Here is a 17,645-nt window from a genome sequence, read left to right on the forward strand (position 1 = left end):
GGCCACGGGCGTTTTTGGGTTTAAACTGGGATAATTCCGACACGAGGAAGGCGGTGAGCGGCATGGATGCGGATCGTGAGGACTCCCGCCCGCGCAAAGTTTGGGGAACGAAAGATGATCCCCTTCTCCTGCCGCTCATCGACGCAATCCGTGAACTTCATCCGGAAGCCGACCTTTCCCTCGTCTATCGCGCGTATAACGTCGCCGAGTACTGGCATCGCCCCCAGTTTCGCAAGAGCGGCGAGCCGTACATTACGCACCCGATTGCGGTCGCGACGATCCTCGCGGGCATGGGTTCCCCGCCCGATGTGCTCGCGGCGGCCCTTCTTCACGACACCGTTGAGGACACCGAATACACGCTTGAAGAGCTCACGACTGATTTCGGCGAGACAATCGCCGTCATGGTTGATGGCGTCACGAAGCTCGACAAAGTGCGGTACGGCGAAGCCGCGCAGGCCGAGACCGTGCGAAAAATGATCATTGCGATGAGCCGCGACATTCGTGTTCTGCTCATCAAGCTCGCGGATCGTCTTCACAACGCTCGCACATGGAAGTTTGTGTCGAGTTCGAGCGCCGAGCGCAAGGCAAAAGAGACACTCGAGATCTATGCACCGCTCGCGCACCGCCTTGGACTTAACGCGATTAAGTGGGAGCTTGAGAATCTGAGCTTCCAGGTGCTCTATCCGAAGCTCTATGACGAAGTGGTGGCGCTCGTTGCCGAGCACGCTCCGGCGCGCGAAGAGTACCTTGCGGGCGTGATCGGCACTATCGAGGAAGACATTAAATCCGCGCACATCGAAGGCACGGTGACGGGTAGGCCGAAGCATTACTACTCGGTCTATCAAAAGATGATCGTGCGCGGGCGCTCGTTCAGCGATATCTATGACCTTGTGGGGATCCGCGTGCTCGTGGACACGGTACGCGACTGCTACGCGGTTCTCGGTATTTTGCACGCGCGTTGGAGCCCTATGCCGGGGCGTTTCAAGGATTACATCGCTCTTCCGAAATTCAACCTTTACCAGTCGCTTCATACGACGGTCATCGGACCTGGCGGCAAGCCCGTTGAAATACAGATTCGCACGTGGGATATGCACCGCCGCGCAGAGTACGGCGTTGCCGCGCACTGGAAGTACAAAGCCGCTACGGCCCGCGGCGAAAAGATCGAGGATTCCCCGCAGAGCTCTGCCGTCGGCGGGGATATGTCGTGGCTTCGCCAGCTTCTTGACTGGCAGAAGGACACGACGGATTCCGATGAATTTCTCGAGTCGCTGCGCTACGAGATGGCCTCGAATGAAGTGTACGTGTTTACGCCCAAGGGCGATGTTGTCTCACTCCCGCAGGGGGCGACTCCCGTCGATTTCGCGTACGCGGTCCACACGGAGGTCGGCCACCGCACGATGAGCGCGCGCGTGAATGGCAAGATCGTGTCGCTTAAATCGGAGCTGAACACGGGCGACGTCGTCGAGGTCTTCACGTCGAAGGCAGAGGGTGCAGGTCCCAGCCAGGATTGGCTGAATTTCGTGGCGTCGACTCGTGCACGCACGAAGATTCGACAGTGGTTCTCGAAAGAGCGACGCGAAGAGGCGCTCGAGCGAGGCCGTGACGAGCTTGCGCTTCAGCTCCGCCGGCAGAATCTGCCGTTGCGCCGCATGCTCACGCACGAGATGCTCACAAACGTCGCGGCGGACCTCAATTACGACTCGGTCGACGCGCTGTATACGGCGATCGGTGAGCACCATGTGAGCGCCGAGAATATCGTGGGTCGCCTCATTTCTGAGGTGGGCGGCGCCGAGGGCGTTCAGGACGACATGGCCGAATCTGTCGTGCCATCGCGGGTGCTCGCGAAGCCGCGCCGCGCCTCACATGCCGATCAGGGCGTCGTTGTGGATGGTCAGCGTGATTTGTGGGTGAAGCTCGCAAAGTGCTGTGCCCCCGTGCCCGGTGATGACATCGTGGGTTTTGTGACGCGTGGCAATGGCGTGAGCGTGCACCATGCAGCGTGCGCGAATGCGGAGCAGATGCGTGAGAAGCAAGCCGATCGCTTCGTGCCGGTGAGGTGGTCTGGCGCGACGAACCAGGCCTACATGGTTCATATCAAGGTCGAGGCACTTGATCGATCACGGCTTCTTACTGATCTCGCTGACGTGATCTCCGAGCTTGAGGTCAATATCCTTTCGGCCTCAGCGCACTCGCTTCCGGATCGTATCGGTGTCGTCTTCTTCTCCTTTGAGCTTGCGGATCCCTCTCATCTTCGTAACGTGCTCACGCAGGTGCGGAAGGTGTCGGGCGTATTCGATGCTTACCGCGTGACGAGCGATGGCAAGCCGATGTGATCTGCGGTCTGATGGTGCGTTTTGGCAGCGCGACCTTCGAGCGTCTTTTCGATCTCTTTAGCGAGTGCTGCGAGCTTTTTGTAGCGGGCTCGCCCCGTCCGTGGTCCCGAGTAACCGTTGCCCCGGCCTGAGCGACACGCGCGATAGGCGATGCGCGTGAGGTCGCTGCTTGTCACCCATCCCTGAGCGACGAGCCTTTCGGCATAGATGCGGGCGGTTTCGTCTGCGCCTTTGCGTGCGAGTTCAGCGAAAGCGCGGTGGGGCGCGAGCGTGGGGATTCCCGCGGGATAGGCGATGTCTCCGGTGGCGAGGGTGATTTTGCGAAGCTCGAGGTCGTCATAGCGTTGGCTGTGCCGTTCTGAGGCGACGATGAGGCGTGAAGGGGAGTAGTCGCCGCCACACCATACCCAAGCCGCGGTGTGATCTGCGATGACTGCCCCCGGCGCGGTCGCGGTAGGGGACATCCGTTCGAGGGCAACGCCGACGGCGGCTGCCCGCTCGCGTACGCCTACCGTGGGAGTGAGGGCCAGGGCGAATCCCGAGCCGAGTGAGGCGAGCGGTAGGTCTCGCGCGAGAAACGGAAGCGATGCGCCGGGCTCGAGGAGGAGTGCGTGCCCCACGTCGAAGGCGAACGGCGCGCGGCCTGCTTCGCGAAGGTGAGGCGCGAGGCATGTTGTCGCGATGGCTTGTGCGGGGCGAGTCATGGCACCAGAATCACATGAAAGGCGGGAGCCCGCAGGGCCCCCGCCTTTCATTGTGGAGAACTTTAGCTGTTGAGCAAGTTCAACGCCTAACCAAGATCTTGAGCGCTACGCTCGATCACTTCGAGCCATTCGCGTCGAGCGTCAAGAGCGGCCTGCGCCTTCTCGATCTTCTTTGCATCACCCGTGGCTTTGGCCTTCTCGAGATCCTCTTCGTAGCTCGCGATGGCTGCGTGCAGCTGCGAGGAGGCGCCCTCGACGCGCGCCTTGGTGCGCGGGTCGGTCCGGCGCCACTCGTCGTCCTCAGCCTTCTGGAACGCGGCGCGAACGGCGCGGATACGGTCCTCGACGCGACGCATCGCGTTGCGGGGGACACGGCCAGCGGCGTCGTAGCGGTCCTCGATCGAGCGGAACTGCTCCTTTGCCTTGTCCAAATCGGTGATGGGCAAAAGAGCCTCAGCCTCGGCGAGGAGGGCTTCCTTCACTTTAAGGTTTTCGGACTGTTCCGCCTCGATTTTCTTGAGGTCGGCGTTGCGGCGATCAAAGAAGGAATCCTGCGCGGCTTTGAACTTTGCCCACTGGGCGTCGTCCTTCTTGCGGTTACCGCGGGGAGCAGCACGCCACTGATCCATGAGCGAGCGGAACTCTCGGGCCGTAGGGCCGAAGTCTTCAGAGTCCCGGATAGCCTCCGCCTGTTCGATGAGGCGTGCCTTGATCTTTTCCGCCTTCGCGTGCTGTTCATCGAGCTCACTGAAGTGCGCCCGGCGCTTGCGGTCAAATTCGCTTCGGGCGGCTGAGAGGCGCTTCCACAGCTTGTCCTCGACTTCCCGTTCGAGCGACACCTCGTTCTTTTGCATCTCTTTCCAATTTGGCACCATCGAGCGCATCGTCTCGGCGGCCTTTTTCCAGGAGATGCGGTGGGAGTCGGTGGCGACGAGCTCCTCGATTCCTTCGACGAACGCGGTGCGCTTCTTGGTCGACTCCTCGCGGGCAGCGAGGCGTGCCTTCTCAAGTTCGCCGATGAGCTCCTTCGCCTTCTCTCGAAGTTCGTGGGCGCGTTCGCGCAGCGCGGGGATGTCGCCGACGACCTTCGGCTCCTTCATGTTCTTACGCATCTGCTCGAGGATGCGGTTGAGGTCTGCCTGGGTGAGCCCGGGAACCTGGAGCTTCTGCTCGACCACGTCGAGGAAGGCGCTCAGATCGAGGTAGGCGTGGGCGAAGGGGGTGAGAGCCTTCTCGCGCTCGGTGCCTTTTTCAACGGTGCCGATTTCGCGGATCTGGGTGCCGTCTTTCACCGTGACGGTTCCTTCGTCGGTCACGTCGCCGAACGTGAGGGCTTCGGCAACCTTGGCGTCGTCGTAGCTTGTTGCGGTGGGAACGATAGGAACGAGCGGGGTGCGCGGAGTCTTACCTTTGAGCTGTGCGGGGGAGCCTGGCTTAGGTGCGCTGGGCTTCGGTGCTCCCGGCTTTGGAACACTCGGCTTCGGTGACGGCGTCTCGGCTGTTTCTTCCGACGCCTCAGTCGCTTGCGGCGCTTCTGCTTCGGTGGCCTGCGCGCTTGCCTCTGCTGATTCAGGAGTCTGCGTGGCCTGAGGGGATTGAGGGGCCTCAGGTGTCGCAGGGGCCTCGGGCACGGCGGGGTTCTCGGGGGTGTTCTGGTCGTTCTCGTTCACGAGCTTCTCCTAGGATTCGAGGGCACCGGGGTGCCTCGGACAGGGGACGGGGCATATTGCCTCGCACCAACGGCGGCGCATTAGCCACGGCATTACCTAAAACTGTATCGCGGATAACACTGCGAACGGAATTCGATGCCGCGGCATGGGAAACGCGGCACGATAGTAGGCATGACTGATCTGCGCGCTACCCTCGATTTCGTGCTGTCCCCCTATTTGAGTGCCACGTGCTCGATCCTGAATGACGGAACCGACGCTCTCGTCGTGGACCCCGGGCTCGAGGTCCACGCTGAAGTGACGAACGTGCTCGAGGAGCAGGGCCTCAACCTGCGAGCGATCCTCGTGTCTCACGGCCACCTCGACCACGTTGCCGACGCCGCCCTCCTAGCCTCGCAGTTCGACGTACCGGTGTACGTGGGCGCTCGCGACGAATACAGGCTGGAGGACCCTATGGGCCAGCTGCCGTCGGCATTTACCAACCAGATCCGACCCCGCTGGGACGCGCGCGGCTGGTCTAAGCCCGCGGACGTGCGCCCCCTTGGGGATGGCGATGCCCTCGATGCGGGGAACCTGCGTCTCGTCGCACACGCGCACCCCGGACACACGGAAGGCTCGACACTCTATTTCTTCGACGGTCCCGTACACATCAATCCGCTCGTTGGGGTGACGCTGCGTGCCCTCACCGCGCCCGCCTTGGCCTTCACTGGAGACGTGCTGTTCAAGGGAACGATCGGACGCACCGATCTTCCGGGCGGCAACCCCGAAGAGATGAAGGCTTCGCTTACGAAGCTTCGAGGGTTCGCTCTTGAGCATGCTGAGGCAGTGATTGTGCCGGGCCACGGTCCCCTGAGCATTTTCCGGGACGAACTGGCGGATAATGGATACCTGCGCACCGCCTTCTGAGGCTGGATCAGCGTAGAAGACACCACAATCTGTCAAGGAGAATTGCCCCATGGCGAAAGTGACGCCGCTTTCCGGATTTCCCGAATGGCTCCCTGCCGAGCGACGCATCGAGCAGCACGTGATGGACACGTTCCGGGATGTCGCGGAGCTGCACGGCTTCTCCAATATCGAGACCCGTGCGGTTGAGCCGCTCGATCAACTGTTGCGCAAAGGGGAGACCAGTAAAGAGGTCTACCTGATCTCACGTCTTCAAGCCGACGATGAGGATCGCGATAAGGAGGGCCAGAAGCTCGGCCTTCACTTCGACCTCACCGTCCCGCTTGCGCGGTACGTTCTCGAGCATCAAAACGATCTCGCGTTCCCCTTCCGCCGCTACCAGATTCAAAAGGTGTGGCGCGGCGAACGCCCCCAGGACGGCCGTTTCCGCGAGTTTTATCAAGCGGATATCGACATCATTGGGCAAGATACGCTGCCTCCTCACATGGATGCCGATGTCGCGATCGTGATGGCCGAGGTGCTCGGGAAACTCCCGATTCCTGGCTTCACGATCTCGGTGAACAATCGCAAGCTTTCGCAGGGCGTCTTCGAGGCACTGGGGCTCACCGATATCGAAGGTGTCCTCAGGCAGCTCGACAAACTCGCCAAGGTTGGCGAAGCGGAGGTGCGCACACTCCTCATCGAGCACGCGGGAGCGAGCGAAGAACAGGCTGACGGCTGCCTTGCTTTCGCGCGGATCAAGGCGACCCATGAGGACCTCGCCGAGAAAGTCAACGCCCTTGGCGTCTCAAGCGAGGCGATTACGCATGCACTCGAGGAGCTGAGCTTCGTGATCCGCACCGTCAACGCCTCGGTGCCGGGCGCTTGCATCGCCGATCTCTCGATCGCGCGAGGTCTCGACTACTACACGGGAACGGTGTTCGAAACCTTCGTAGAAGGCCACGAGGATCTTGGTTCGATCTGCTCGGGCGGTCGGTACGACACGCTCGCAACCGACAACCGCCACTCCTACCCGGGCGTCGGTCTTTCGATTGGTCTTTCTCGTCTTGTCTCGCGGCTCGTGACGCGGTCGCTCGCGACCTCCACGAGAGCGGTGCCGACCGTTGCACTCGTCGCGGTAGCGGACGAGGAGCACCGTGAGGCGAGCGTCGACGTCGCCCGTGTGCTTCGTTCGCGAGGTATTTCTGCCGAAGTCGCACCGAGTGCTGCGAAGTTCGGCAAGCAGATCAAGTACGCGGATCGCCGCGGGATTCCCTTCGTGTTCTTCCCCTCCGAGGATGGCAGGGGAGAAGTTAAAGACATTCGTAGCGGCGAACAGACCCCAGCCGACGCGCACACGTGGCAGCCGCCAAAAGACGACATGACCGCGCGTGTGGTGGCGACCACCTCGACCAAATAACCTGAAATAAGAACGCTTTTAAGGGAGTTAGAAACGATATGGCTACCGTAGAGATGACCAAGGAAAACCACGACGAACTCGTCAAGGACGGGATCGTCTTCATCGACTTCTGGGCAGAATGGTGCGGCCCGTGCCAGCGCTTCGCCCCGATTTTCGAGAAGGCCTCGGAGGAGAACCCCGACGTGACCTTTGCGAAGGTTGACACGGAGGACCAAACCGAACTGCAAATGCAGTACGGCGCAACGTCGATCCCCACCATCGTGGCGTACCGCGATGGCATCCCCGTGTTCGGCCAGCCCGGCGCCCTTCGTCAGGCTGATCTTGACTCGCTCATCGCGCAGGTGCGCGGCCTCAACATGGATGAGGTCCGCAAGGCCTACGAAGAGCAGCAGGCAAAGCAGGGCAAGTAAGCACTCGCTCTTTGTAAGAGGGAAGGGGCTCGCCAGAAGAGACGAGCCCCTTCCCCCTTATTTTTTGAAAGTGTACGGTTTTGAAAATGGGGAGCTGTCGGTATAGTGCTGCGCATGACATCGGAAAGCTCCGCGCTCCCTCCCCGTAGCAAACCTAAGCGCCAGCAGGCGGTGCTCACCGTTCAGGACAAGACGCAGTTGAGTAAGAATCTCGTGAGGCTCTGCCTTGGCGGCTCTGACTACGTAAAGCTCAATCGCAATTCGTGTACGGATGCTTACGTCAAGCTCCTTTTGCCGCAGCCCGGAAGCGGTCTTGCAGCACCTTTCGATATGGAGCGGCTCCGAGACGAAGCCCCCGAACTCTTGCCCGCACGCCGCACGTATACGGTCCGCCGCTGGGATGATGCGAACGAGAGGCTTTGGATTGACGTTGTCGTGCACAACGCTCCGGGTCAGCACGGCCTTGCATCCGACTGGGCTGCACGTGCGCAAGAAGGTGACCGAATCGCGCTGTTGGGTGCAGGTGGGAGCTACTCTCCGCAACTGGACGCTGATCTCCACGTGCTCATTGGAGACCACGCAACAGTTCCGGCGATCGCCGCCGCACTAGAAGCAATGCCGTCGAGCGCGCGGGGCCACGCCGTCATTCACATCGAAGACGAAGCCGATATCCTCCCTCTTTCTCACCCGGAGGGCTTTTCGCTCCAATGGGTTGTTGGAGCGCGCGAGGGGCTGCTCGTGGCTGTCGAAACGCTCGATATTCCACACGACATCATCGACAAGCGTGGCGTCCATGTCTTTTGTCACGCCGAACGCGGCCTCACGAAGCAGTTGCGTGCCCGTCTCGTGCGCGAAAGAGGCATTGCGCGCGAAGACATTTCGATCTCGGCGTATTGGGCGCTCGGCCGAGTGGAAGATCGATTCCAGGCAGAAAAGCGCGAAGCGATCGGTCGCATCGACCCCGACTGAGGGCGGTCTTGCTACGGCTCGTGCTCCACACCTTGGTGTTTTCCAAGTACTTGCACTGCCGAGAACATGCTGCGAAGAACAGTCGCTAGTCTCGAAACATGAACAGCACTCTCACCACGCTGCCAAGCTGGGCACGCACAAGCGAGCTTATGGAGCACTACTACCTCACGGAATGGGGTGTCCCTGTGACTGATGAGACCGGCGTTTTTGAGCGTGTGAGTCTCGAGGTCTTCCAATGCGGGCTCTCGTGGTCAACGATACTTGCACGACGCGAGGCTTTCCGCGAGGTTTTTCACTCCTTCGAGGTGGACCGGGTCGCAGCGATGGGGGAGAGCGACGTCGAGCGCCTCATGGGGGACCGGCGGATCATCCGTAACCGTCGGAAAATTGAGGCGACCATTGGCAATGCTCGCGCCGCACAGGCCTTGCGCGAAGAAGGTACTGACCTCGCCACGCTCCTGTGGAGGTACGTTCCCGAAAGGACCTACGCTCCTCGGACGCAAGAAGAAATACCCTCGCGCGATGAGACTTCGACGCAGATGTCAAAGGATCTCAAAGCACGAGGGTTCTCTTTCGTGGGACCGACAACCTGTTTTGCACTGATGGAGGCGATAGGAATCGTGGACACGCATCTCGTCACATCGCCTCGCCGAGGAAGCTCAGGTGTTTTTGATTCCGACGGTCACCGCACTTGCGCCGTGGCGCGATAAAGAAGACTGAGCTCAGGCAGGAGTTTTTGAATCGAGATCGACCTCGATGACACCGTCGGTCACGCGCGAGGCGTAAACGGGAAGGGTGTAGTCATCGCTCGCGTAGCACTTGCCGGTTTCGAGGTCGTACACCTCCTTGTAAATTGGGCTTGCGAGGGTAGCGCGATGAATGCCGTCTACCTCGCGATCGCCCACGATCCCGCGTGACATGACGCCCTGCTGGGTACGCGGATCCACGTTTGAGACGACGTAAATCTTGCCGTCCCAGGCCTTCACTACGGCAACCTGCTCGGTGCCGAAAAGTGCCGCTTCAGGCAGATCCTGGTTGATGTCGTTCTCCTTGCAGATGCTCTGCCAGTTGCTCATGGGTGTCCTCGCTTGTCGGCTCAAGTGGCGGGCAATGTCGATGACGGGGGAATGCGGCCAGTACGGTATCTGGCCTGCGACTTCGCGGACCAAAGTCCCATGCGGGACTCCTGTGGGGTGACGCAAAAATCCCTCGTTCTTGCAACTCCACTGTACTCGAAAACGACGGCAGATTTTGTGTAGGGTGAGACCACGTCTACACCCCTAGCCTTGATGTAGGAGCTGCCGTGAGCACTGCCGACGTTGCCCCCAACTCTGAAACCGCTGGCGAGGAAACTCTCGTCAAGCACGTCGTTGTCGTTGGTGGCGGACCTGCCGCCCAACGCTTCGCGGAAACGATGCAGGCGCGCGATAAAGCAGGCGCCTACAAGATCACAGTCATCTCGGAAGAGAAGGTTGAGCCTTACGATCGCGTCAATCTCGCGAAGCGTTGGGATAAGAGCTACGACCTGACACTTGGCGATCGCTCGCTGTGGGAAGACCCGCACATTGACCTGCGCCTCGGCGATCGCGTGAACTCGATCGATACCGAATCGAAGCTCGTGCGCACCTCCTCCGGCACTGTGTACGGTTACGACGAGCTAGTACTGGCGACCGGATCTAACGCTTTTACGCCTCCCATCAATGGCTGGGACACGAAGGGCGTGTTCGTATACCGCACCGTTGACGACGTCGACGGCATGAGCGCGACGGTTGAGGCGCTCAAGGACGATGAAAAGCGCACGGGTAAGGCCATTGTTCTCGGCGGCGGTCTCCTCGGCCTCGAAGCCGCCGGTGGCCTCGCGAGCGAGGGCTACGAAGTTCACCTCGTTGAGCTCGCCGGATGGCTCATGCCGGCTCAGCTTGACGAAGGCGGTGGCAACCTCCTCAACCGCCTTATCGAGCAGCGCGGCATTGTGCTCCATACGGGTGTGAGTCTCGAGCAAGTTCTACCGCGCATTGAGTACCGCAAGGGCAATACCGCGGACGAAGAGGCCATTAACGCTGCTGCCTCAAACGTTCGTGGCGTCAAACTTTCCGATGGGACCGAGCTTGACGCCGATCTCGTGTGCCTCGCTGTTGGCATCCGCCCTCGCGACGAACTCGGTAAGGTCAACGGCTTCGAGATGGGCCCGCGCGGCGGCATCATGGTCGGTCAGGATTGCCGCACCTCGGTCGAACACGTGTGGGCGATTGGTGAATGCGCCGCGATGGAAGGCCGCACGATCGGTCTCGTTGCCCCCGCCAATACGATGGCCGAGGTCGTCGCCGATCAGCTCCTTGGTGGCGAGAAGCTCTTCGGCGAAATTGACGGCTCGACCAAGCTCAAGCTTTCTGGCATCGATGTCGCGAGCTTCGGCGATGCGAAGGGCGCCGAGAAAGACTCGCTCGACGTGGTCTACGCCGATCCCACCCGCGGCATTTATCAGCGCCTCGTCATGAGTCCTGACGCGGCCGTCCTCCGCGGCGGCATCCTCGTGGGCGACGCTTCTAACTACTCGACGCTTCGCGCCTACATCGGTCGTGAACTTCCGGGAGATCCGGCGGCGTATCTTGCAGCCGGCGGCGGCGAAGTTCCCGATTCCGGCGACATGCCCGACGACGTCATCGTCTGCTCGTGCAACAACATTTCCGCGGGCACCATCAAGGCAGCGATTAACGGTGAGGGTGACTTCGCCGAAGCGTGCCACGACATTCCGTCGATCAAGGCCGCAACGACGGCCGGAACTCAATGTGGCTCGTGTGTGCCGCTTTTGACCAAGATCCTTGGAAACGAGCTCGCGAAGTCCGGCATTGCCATGTCGCGCGGCCTCTGCGAGCACTTCTCGATGCCTCGCGCCGAGCTCTTCCAGATCGTTAAGGAACACGACCTCAAGAGCTTCCCCGAAGTCATTGGCCGCTACGGCAAGGGCAATGGCTGTGACGTGTGTAAGCCCGTCGTCGCGTCGATCCTCGCGTCGCTCCGCGATGATTACATCCTCGGCAAAGGGCTCCAGGAGCTTCAGGACACGAACGACCGCTTCATCGCGAACATGCAGAAGGACGGCACCTACTCGGTGATCCCGCGCATGCCTGGCGGTGAGGTGAACCCCGAAGCTCTCGTTGTCCTCGCTGAGGTTGCACGAGACTTCAACCTGTACACGAAGATCACAGGCGCGCAGCGCATCGGTCTGTTCGGTGCCCGCCTTGAGCAGCTTCCGAATATCTGGACGCGCCTCGTGGAGGCCGGGTTTGAATCGGGCCAGGCCTATGGCAAGAGCCTTCGCGCGGTCAAGAGCTGCGTGGGTACGGATTGGTGCCGCTTCGGCCAGCAGGACTCGGTTGGCATGGCCGTGCTCCTCGAGAACCGCTACAAGGGCCTGCGTTCGCCGCACAAGTTCAAGCTCGGTGTGTCGGGCTGCGCGCGCGAATGTGCGGAGGCGCGCGGCAAGGACATCGGCGTGATCGCGACAGATAAGGGTTGGAACCTTTACGTTGGCGGCAACGGTGGCTTCACGCCGCGCCACGCCGACGAGTTTGCGCACGATTTGAGTGACGAAGAGCTCGTAAAGTACGTCGACCGTTTCCTCATGTACTACATCTCGGATGCCGACAAGCTTCAGCGCACTGCCTCATGGGTTGAGGCTCGGGGCATCGACCACGTTAAGGAAGCCGTGCTTGAGGATTCACTCGGCATGGGCGAGCAGTGGGAGCACGAGATGCAGAAGTTCGTGGACAACCACAAGGACGAATGGGTCGAGGCCGTGAAGGATCCCCAGAAGCTTTCGCGCTTCCGGTCCTTCATCAACGCCCCCGACACGCCAGATCCGCTATTCGCGCGCGTGCCGATGCGCGATCAGAACCGCCCGGCCACGCTCGAGGAGCGCGAACAGGTGCTCATCTCCGGTCCAGTGATCTCCTTCCGCGATGCGCACGGCCAAGAGGTTCCCGCCGAGCAGGTCCTCGAACGCCAGTAGCTTCGTGAAGGCTTCTGACCTCTCTGTTGCACACCAGTGGCGGGGCCGCGTCGTTGATCTGACGGATCACCGCGGTCCCGCCGGTTGGCGTGCTGCGCAGGCGCTTGCCCGCGAAGGCGCCATTGTTTACCTCGGTGATGCGGCCCAGCACGAGCGCGCGTGCAGTTTCGATCAACAGGCGCGGGAACTCGGGCACGAGGCGCTCGTGCTTCAGTGGGCGAGCGAGCCACGTGGGCAGATTCGTTCCGACGCTTGCCCGCCTCACGCCGAGAAAGTGACGCTTTCCGAAGACCAGGAACCGTCGGACAATCGCGCCCACACGCCCGGCGCTGTCACCCTCGTGGGTGGAGGGCCGGGGGAGCCGGACCTCCTGACCGTAGCCGCGCTCAAGGCGACCCTGCGCGCCGACGTCATTCTTCTCGATCGTCTGGGCGTGGCGCTCAATGTCATGGATCTCGCGCCTGGCGCACTCGTTCTCGACGTTGGTAAGGCCCCGGGACGCCACAAAATGTCGCAAGAGCGCATAAACGACACAATGCTCGCCTTTGCGCGCGAAGGGGCGAGGGTGGTGCGGCTCAAGGGTGGCGATGTGTTCATTTTTGGGCGCGGGGGAGAAGAATGGCGGTTTCTCGCCGCTCACGGCATCCGCGTCGACATCGTCCCTGGAATCACGAGTGCGCTCAGCGTTCCCGCCCATGCGGGCGTCTCGGCAACCTATCGCAATGTAACGCGCGCGGTCACGATCATCTCGGGCCACCAGCCGTTTAACAATGCCGAGCTTTCGGCCCTCGTCGCGCTTGGCGGGACGATCGTGATTCTCATGGGAGTGGCAACCTTCCCCTCAACCGTTGCGGGCTTGCGAGCGGCTGGTCTGCCGGAGTCCACTGGCGTCGCGCTCTTAGAGCAGGGTTACACCGCCCACGAGCGCCATACGTTTACAACGCTCGGCGCTGCGATCGAGGATGCCCGTTCGCGCAACGTGACGAACCCGGCGATAATCGTGATCGGTGACGTCGTCAACGTCCGGGAAACCTCGGCAGAACTCGCCGAAACAACCCCGCTCGCCGCTACCGAATAAGAGGAGTTCCCATGAGCATCCCTAACCCGACCGCCGCAGCCGAACCAACTGAGCGTCCTCTTGCCGGTCTGCGCGTGGCCGTGACCGCTACACGACGTGCCGACGACCAAATCGCTGCTCTCGAGCGCGCCGGAGCCGAAGCATTCCACGCTCCCACGATGCGCATCGTTCCAGTCGAAGACGACACGGCACTGATCGAAGAAACCCATGCTCTTCTTGAGGCAGCCCCGCCGACGTTCTTCGTGACGACCGGGCAGGGCATCAATTCATGGCTCGACATCCTTGAGGATCCTCTCAAGCAGCAGGTCCTCGACTACCTCTCCACGACACAGATCATTTGCCGCGGATCTAAAGGCCGTGGCACCGTTCGCAAGTGGGGGCTTCCCGACGCTCCGAGCAGCGAGAAGGAAACGAGCACGTCGATGGTCGAGCTCGCGCTCGAACTCGGTATCGCCGATGGGCCAGTGGGGCTTCAGCGCCACGGATACGTCCCAGACAAGGCTCTCGCGCCGCTCGGCGACCGTGAACTCTACGTTGTGGCACCGTATCGGTGGGAACTCGCCGAGGACCTCGCACCGGTCCACACTCTCGTGAACGCGATCATCGCACGAGAGGTCGATGCGGTGACGTTCACCGCGGCGCCAGCCGTAGTCGCGCTCTTCCAAGTCGCGGAGGAGATGGGGGCTCGCACACAGCTTCTCGAAGCTCTCGACAGCGATGTGTGCCCGGTTGCCGTCGGACACGTGACCGCCGAGCCGCTTGAGGACGAGGGGCTGCGCCCGCTTTACCCCGAGCGCGAAAGGCTCGGCGCAATGGTCAAGCTCATGGGAGAGAAGCTCAGGTCTCGCGAGCGCTGAGTCGAGAAAGCGCGCTTTCGTAGCGCGCAGCCACGATCGGAGCGAGGGCGTCGCCGAGATGATCGAGGACCACCCAGCCCGCGTCCCGGGCGCGCTCGCGCGCCCTATCGAGCAGCAAGCCGGGGGCGGCAAATAGTGGCAGCACAGTTCCTGGGCCTTTGGCGTTTTCGAGGCGATCGTTGAGGCGCGGCTCGCACGTGGCAAAACGTACGTGGACGCTCCGTCTCGTGGATGCGGCGAGGTCATCGCCGAGCGCTTGAACCGCTTCGTTTGCACCCGGGCGCGACGAGCCAACCGCGAGGAGGATGATCTCGCCGCGTGGATTCTCACCCTCGCCCTGGTCGAGCCGAGTTGCGAGGACGTCCACCATCTCTGCGCCCGTGCCGAGCACCTCGGCCTGCACGAGTTCGATCCCGTGGGCGGCTTTCGCCTCGCGCAGCTCGCTCGGTGCGTCCTCAGTCGCGTGATAGGCCTCGGTGAATAGAAGCGGCACCGCGACAGCGGAGGAATACCCGTGTTCAGCGAGCATTTTCGCAACCTCGGTAATTGAAGGCGAGGCAAAATCCTCTAGATAGGCAGCGTGAGCCTCGACGCCGAGGCGGGCTCCCGCAGCGAAAACGAGGGACTCGGTCACGGCTGCGGCATCGGGGTTGCGGCTTCCGTGGGCGATACCTATCAATGCGGGGGCGGTCGATAACGTCATGCCAAAAACCCTACCCGACGTGCGCTTCCTTGATATTATCGGCGCGCCCCGGCCGGCCGGCGGCAACGGGATCGGATCCCCACATTATGAGTGCTGCCGCGATCGTGCCGGTTGCCATGATGCCCGCGAGCACGAGCAGCTGGAACCGGCCAGCTTCAAGCGGGGAAGCACCCGCGAACACGGCCCCCACGAACGCCCCTGGCATGGTCACAATTCCCGTGACACGGGTTTGATCCACATTCGGGATGAGGGCTTCGCTCATGGCCTTGGACGCGATATCGCGCACCGCCCGGCGATTCGTTGCACCGAGACCGAGCCACCCCTCGATCTCACCCCAATGCTGCGCGACGTCCTGGCTGAGCCTACGGCCTGAGAGGGTCACGACGCTCATGGCATTACCCGTAATAATGCCGCCGAAGGCAAGGAGGTTTTGTCCCGTGAAGGACAGTGCCCCCGTGAGGAAGACGGTAAGAACAGACACCGCTACAGCCGTGCTCATCGAGATCGCGACGAGCACAACGGTGCGTGCATCACCGCCAAGTCGCCTCGACGAGGTCCAGATGCCAAAGCCGAGCATGACGAGCAGCGCGAGAAAGACGTACGCAACGTTCGTGATCGCGAGGCTAAGGACGCTTGCGAGGATCGCAAGCTGCAAAAGTGCCCGCACGAGGGCCACGGCAGGATCCGCCCACTTGGGAATGCTCCACGCACGCCGGAGCGCGAGCGTCAAAGTGAGGCACAGAGCGAGAGCGAAAGCAGTCGCGAGAAGAACAGATGTGCTCACGCCCAGCTCCCGAACCTACTGTTTATCGACACCGAGGCGCTCGAGTTCCTCTTCGATGATGCTCGGATCGAGCTTGCGGAAGATCGGCTTCGGTTTCGCGACAGGCGCCCCGACCGTGACCGGGCGATGGCCCCACGCAGGAACGTTCGTGTAGTCGCCCGTAATAATCGGGTATGAGCCGTCGGCGTCGAGATCGTCGACCTCTTCGATGCGCGGCATCGGCGCAACCTCAAGAGTGCCGCCCAGCACCTTCTCCACCTCGTTCGCAGAGAACGGCAAGAACGGCGCAAGCATGGTGTTGAGGTCGGTGACGACCTGCGCGAGCACGTGAAGGATCGTGAGCAGGCGGGGCCGTTCCTCCTCCGCTTTGAGCTTGAACGGCTCGGTCGCCGAGACATAAGCGTTTGCCTCACCCACGAGGTGCATAATCTCGCTAATCGCGGCACGCTGGCGGTGGGTACGAATGAGGTTTCCGACGGTGTCAAAGCCCTCGGTGACCTTCGCGAGAAGGGCGTTATCGGCATCCGTGAATTCACCGGCGGCGGGAATCTCACCGACGTTTTTCGCGATCATCGCGGCCGTTCGGTTCACAAGATTGCCCCATCCGGCAACGAGCTCGTTATTCGTGCGTGACACGAACTCGCTCCACGTGAAGTCGGCATCCTGGTTCTCAGGGCCCGCCGCGGAAATGAAGTAGCGCAGTGCATCGGCCTGGTAGCGTTCGAGAACATCGCGCACATAAATAACGACGCCCTTGGAACTCGAGAATTTCTTCCCCTCCATCGTGAGGAACTCCGAGCTCACAACCTCCGTCGGAAGATTAAGCGTGCCAAGCCTGCCGGGCTCACCGCCCTTGCTGCCGCCCCCGTTGTGGGCGATCAACTCGGCCGGCCAGATCTGTGAGTGGAAGACGATGTTGTCCTTGCCCATGAAGTAGTAGGAAAGAGCCTCCGGATCGTTCCACCACTTGCGCCAGGCCTCGGGGTCACCCGAGCGGCGTGCCCACTCAATTGACGCCGAAAGATAGCCAATCACCGCATCGAACCACACGTACAGGCGCTTCGTGGGCTGATCCTCCCACCCCGGAACTGGAATGCCCCAGTCGATATCGCGGGTCATCGCGCGCGGCTTGATGTCCTTGAGGATGTTCTGGCTAAAGCGGATGACGTTCGGGCGCCACAGCCCCGTCGCCTCGCGCTCGTCAAGCCACGCTCCGAGTGCGTCGGCGAGTGCGGGAAGGTCTAGGAAATAGTGCGTTGTTTCGATGAACTTCGGGGTTTCGCCATTGATACGGGAGACCGGGTCGATGAGATCGGTCGGGTCGAGCTGGTTGCCGCACGCATCGCACTGATCGCCGCGAGCACCCGGCGTTTTACACAGAGGGCACGTGCCCTCGATGTAGCGGTCGGGGAGAGTGCGGCCGGTCGAGGGGGAAATTGCGCCGCGGGTGACCTGCTCAATCATGTAGCCGTTGTCCCGCACAGTCGTGAACATTTCCTGCACGATCGCGTAGTGGTTGCCCGAGGTCGTGCGAGTAAAAAGGTCGTAGGAAAGACCCAAATTGACGAGGTCCTCGACGATCACGCGGTTGTTGCGGTCCGCGAGTTCCCGCGCCGTGATGCCCTCCTGATCAGCGGCCACGAGAATTGGCGTGCCGTGTTCGTCGGTTCCCGAGACCATGAGCACGTCGTGCCCGGCCATTCGCATGTAGCGCGAGAACACATCGGAAGGGACACCGAATCCGGCAACGTGGCCGATGTGGCGGGGTCCATTTGCATAGGGCCAGGCAACAGCAGAAAGCACAGTACTCATAGGGCTCCAATTCT

General features: G+C 61.6%; 15 protein-coding genes. 9 read left to right on the forward strand and 6 right to left on the reverse strand.

The window, feature by feature from the left end; all coding sequences use genetic code 11:
- The first annotated feature begins 62 nt into the window (after positions 1–62).
- Positions 63–2,333, forward strand: coding sequence for a RelA/SpoT family protein (locus tag FXY94_RS07450; RefSeq protein ID WP_016664413.1), 2,271 nt, complete (start codon positions 63–65; stop codon positions 2,331–2,333).
- Here FXY94_RS07450 and FXY94_RS07455 read toward each other — a convergent pair.
- Positions 2,300–3,037 (reverse strand): hypothetical protein, encoded by a 738-nt coding sequence (locus FXY94_RS07455; RefSeq protein WP_016664414.1) that lies wholly within the window; start codon positions 3,035–3,037, stop codon positions 2,300–2,302. The genes FXY94_RS07450 and FXY94_RS07455 overlap by 34 nt on opposite strands.
- A gap of 86 nt (positions 3,038–3,123) precedes the next feature.
- A complete protein-coding gene (locus tag FXY94_RS07460; protein WP_016664415.1) occupies positions 3,124–4,707 on the reverse strand; it encodes a DUF349 domain-containing protein in 1,584 nt (527 codons plus the stop codon).
- 171 nt (positions 4,708–4,878) lie between these two features.
- On the opposite strand from FXY94_RS07460, the gene FXY94_RS07465 reads away from it, so the two are divergent.
- From FXY94_RS07465 to FXY94_RS07485, 5 genes are all read left to right on the forward strand, one after another.
- Positions 4,879–5,610, forward strand: coding sequence for an MBL fold metallo-hydrolase (locus tag FXY94_RS07465; protein WP_040386528.1), 732 nt, complete (start codon positions 4,879–4,881; stop codon positions 5,608–5,610).
- 49 nt (positions 5,611–5,659) lie between these two features.
- Positions 5,660–7,006, forward strand: a complete 1,347-nt coding sequence (hisS, locus tag FXY94_RS07470; RefSeq protein WP_016664417.1) for a histidine--tRNA ligase — start codon at positions 5,660–5,662, stop codon at positions 7,004–7,006.
- Between the two features lie 38 nt (positions 7,007–7,044).
- Positions 7,045–7,416: a thioredoxin family protein gene (locus FXY94_RS07475; protein ID WP_016664418.1), complete on the forward strand. Its 372-nt coding sequence runs from the start codon at positions 7,045–7,047 to the stop codon at positions 7,414–7,416.
- A gap of 114 nt (positions 7,417–7,530) precedes the next feature.
- A complete protein-coding gene (locus tag FXY94_RS07480; protein ID WP_034374807.1) occupies positions 7,531–8,385 on the forward strand; it encodes a siderophore-interacting protein in 855 nt (284 codons plus the stop codon).
- Between the two features lie 98 nt (positions 8,386–8,483).
- Complete coding sequence (locus tag FXY94_RS07485; RefSeq protein ID WP_016664420.1) at positions 8,484–9,095, forward strand: DNA-3-methyladenine glycosylase I; 612 nt, start codon at positions 8,484–8,486, stop codon at positions 9,093–9,095.
- Between the two features lie 12 nt (positions 9,096–9,107).
- Here the strand turns inward: FXY94_RS07485 and nirD are convergent, their stop codons facing one another.
- Positions 9,108–9,461 carry a nitrite reductase small subunit NirD gene (nirD, locus tag FXY94_RS07490; RefSeq protein ID WP_016664421.1) on the reverse strand — a complete coding sequence of 118 codons (354 nt, stop codon included), beginning with the start codon at positions 9,459–9,461 and terminating at the stop codon, positions 9,108–9,110.
- A gap of 227 nt (positions 9,462–9,688) precedes the next feature.
- On the opposite strand from nirD, the gene nirB reads away from it, so the two are divergent.
- Genes nirB through FXY94_RS07505 form a run of 3 tightly spaced genes read left to right on the forward strand, consistent with a single transcriptional unit; the run spans position 9,689 to position 14,332 of the window.
- Positions 9,689–12,397 (forward strand): nitrite reductase large subunit NirB, encoded by a 2,709-nt coding sequence (gene nirB / locus FXY94_RS07495; protein WP_016664422.1) that lies wholly within the window; start codon positions 9,689–9,691, stop codon positions 12,395–12,397.
- 4 nt (positions 12,398–12,401) lie between these two features.
- A complete protein-coding gene (gene cobA / locus FXY94_RS07500) occupies positions 12,402–13,475 on the forward strand; it encodes a uroporphyrinogen-III C-methyltransferase (RefSeq protein WP_051120647.1) in 1,074 nt (357 codons plus the stop codon).
- 11 nt (positions 13,476–13,486) lie between these two features.
- Complete coding sequence (locus tag FXY94_RS07505; RefSeq protein WP_016664424.1) at positions 13,487–14,332, forward strand: uroporphyrinogen-III synthase; 846 nt, start codon at positions 13,487–13,489, stop codon at positions 14,330–14,332.
- On the opposite strand, the gene FXY94_RS07510 is transcribed toward FXY94_RS07505, so the two are convergent.
- Genes FXY94_RS07510 through metG form a run of 3 tightly spaced genes read right to left on the reverse strand, consistent with a single transcriptional unit; the run spans position 14,313 to position 17,631 of the window.
- Positions 14,313–15,035, reverse strand: coding sequence for a sirohydrochlorin chelatase (locus FXY94_RS07510; RefSeq protein WP_016664425.1), 723 nt, complete (start codon positions 15,033–15,035; stop codon positions 14,313–14,315). The genes FXY94_RS07505 and FXY94_RS07510 overlap by 20 nt on opposite strands.
- 10 nt (positions 15,036–15,045) lie before the next feature.
- Positions 15,046–15,819, reverse strand: coding sequence for an ABC transporter permease (locus FXY94_RS07515; RefSeq protein WP_016664426.1), 774 nt, complete (start codon positions 15,817–15,819; stop codon positions 15,046–15,048).
- A gap of 15 nt (positions 15,820–15,834) precedes the next feature.
- Positions 15,835–17,631, reverse strand: coding sequence for a methionine--tRNA ligase (metG, locus tag FXY94_RS07520; protein ID WP_016664427.1), 1,797 nt, complete (start codon positions 17,629–17,631; stop codon positions 15,835–15,837).
- Positions 17,632–17,645 lie beyond the last annotated feature (14 nt).

The sequence above is a fragment of the Dermabacter jinjuensis genome (assembly GCF_902381725.1).
Classification (GTDB): domain Bacteria; phylum Actinomycetota; class Actinomycetes; order Actinomycetales; family Dermabacteraceae; genus Dermabacter; species Dermabacter hominis.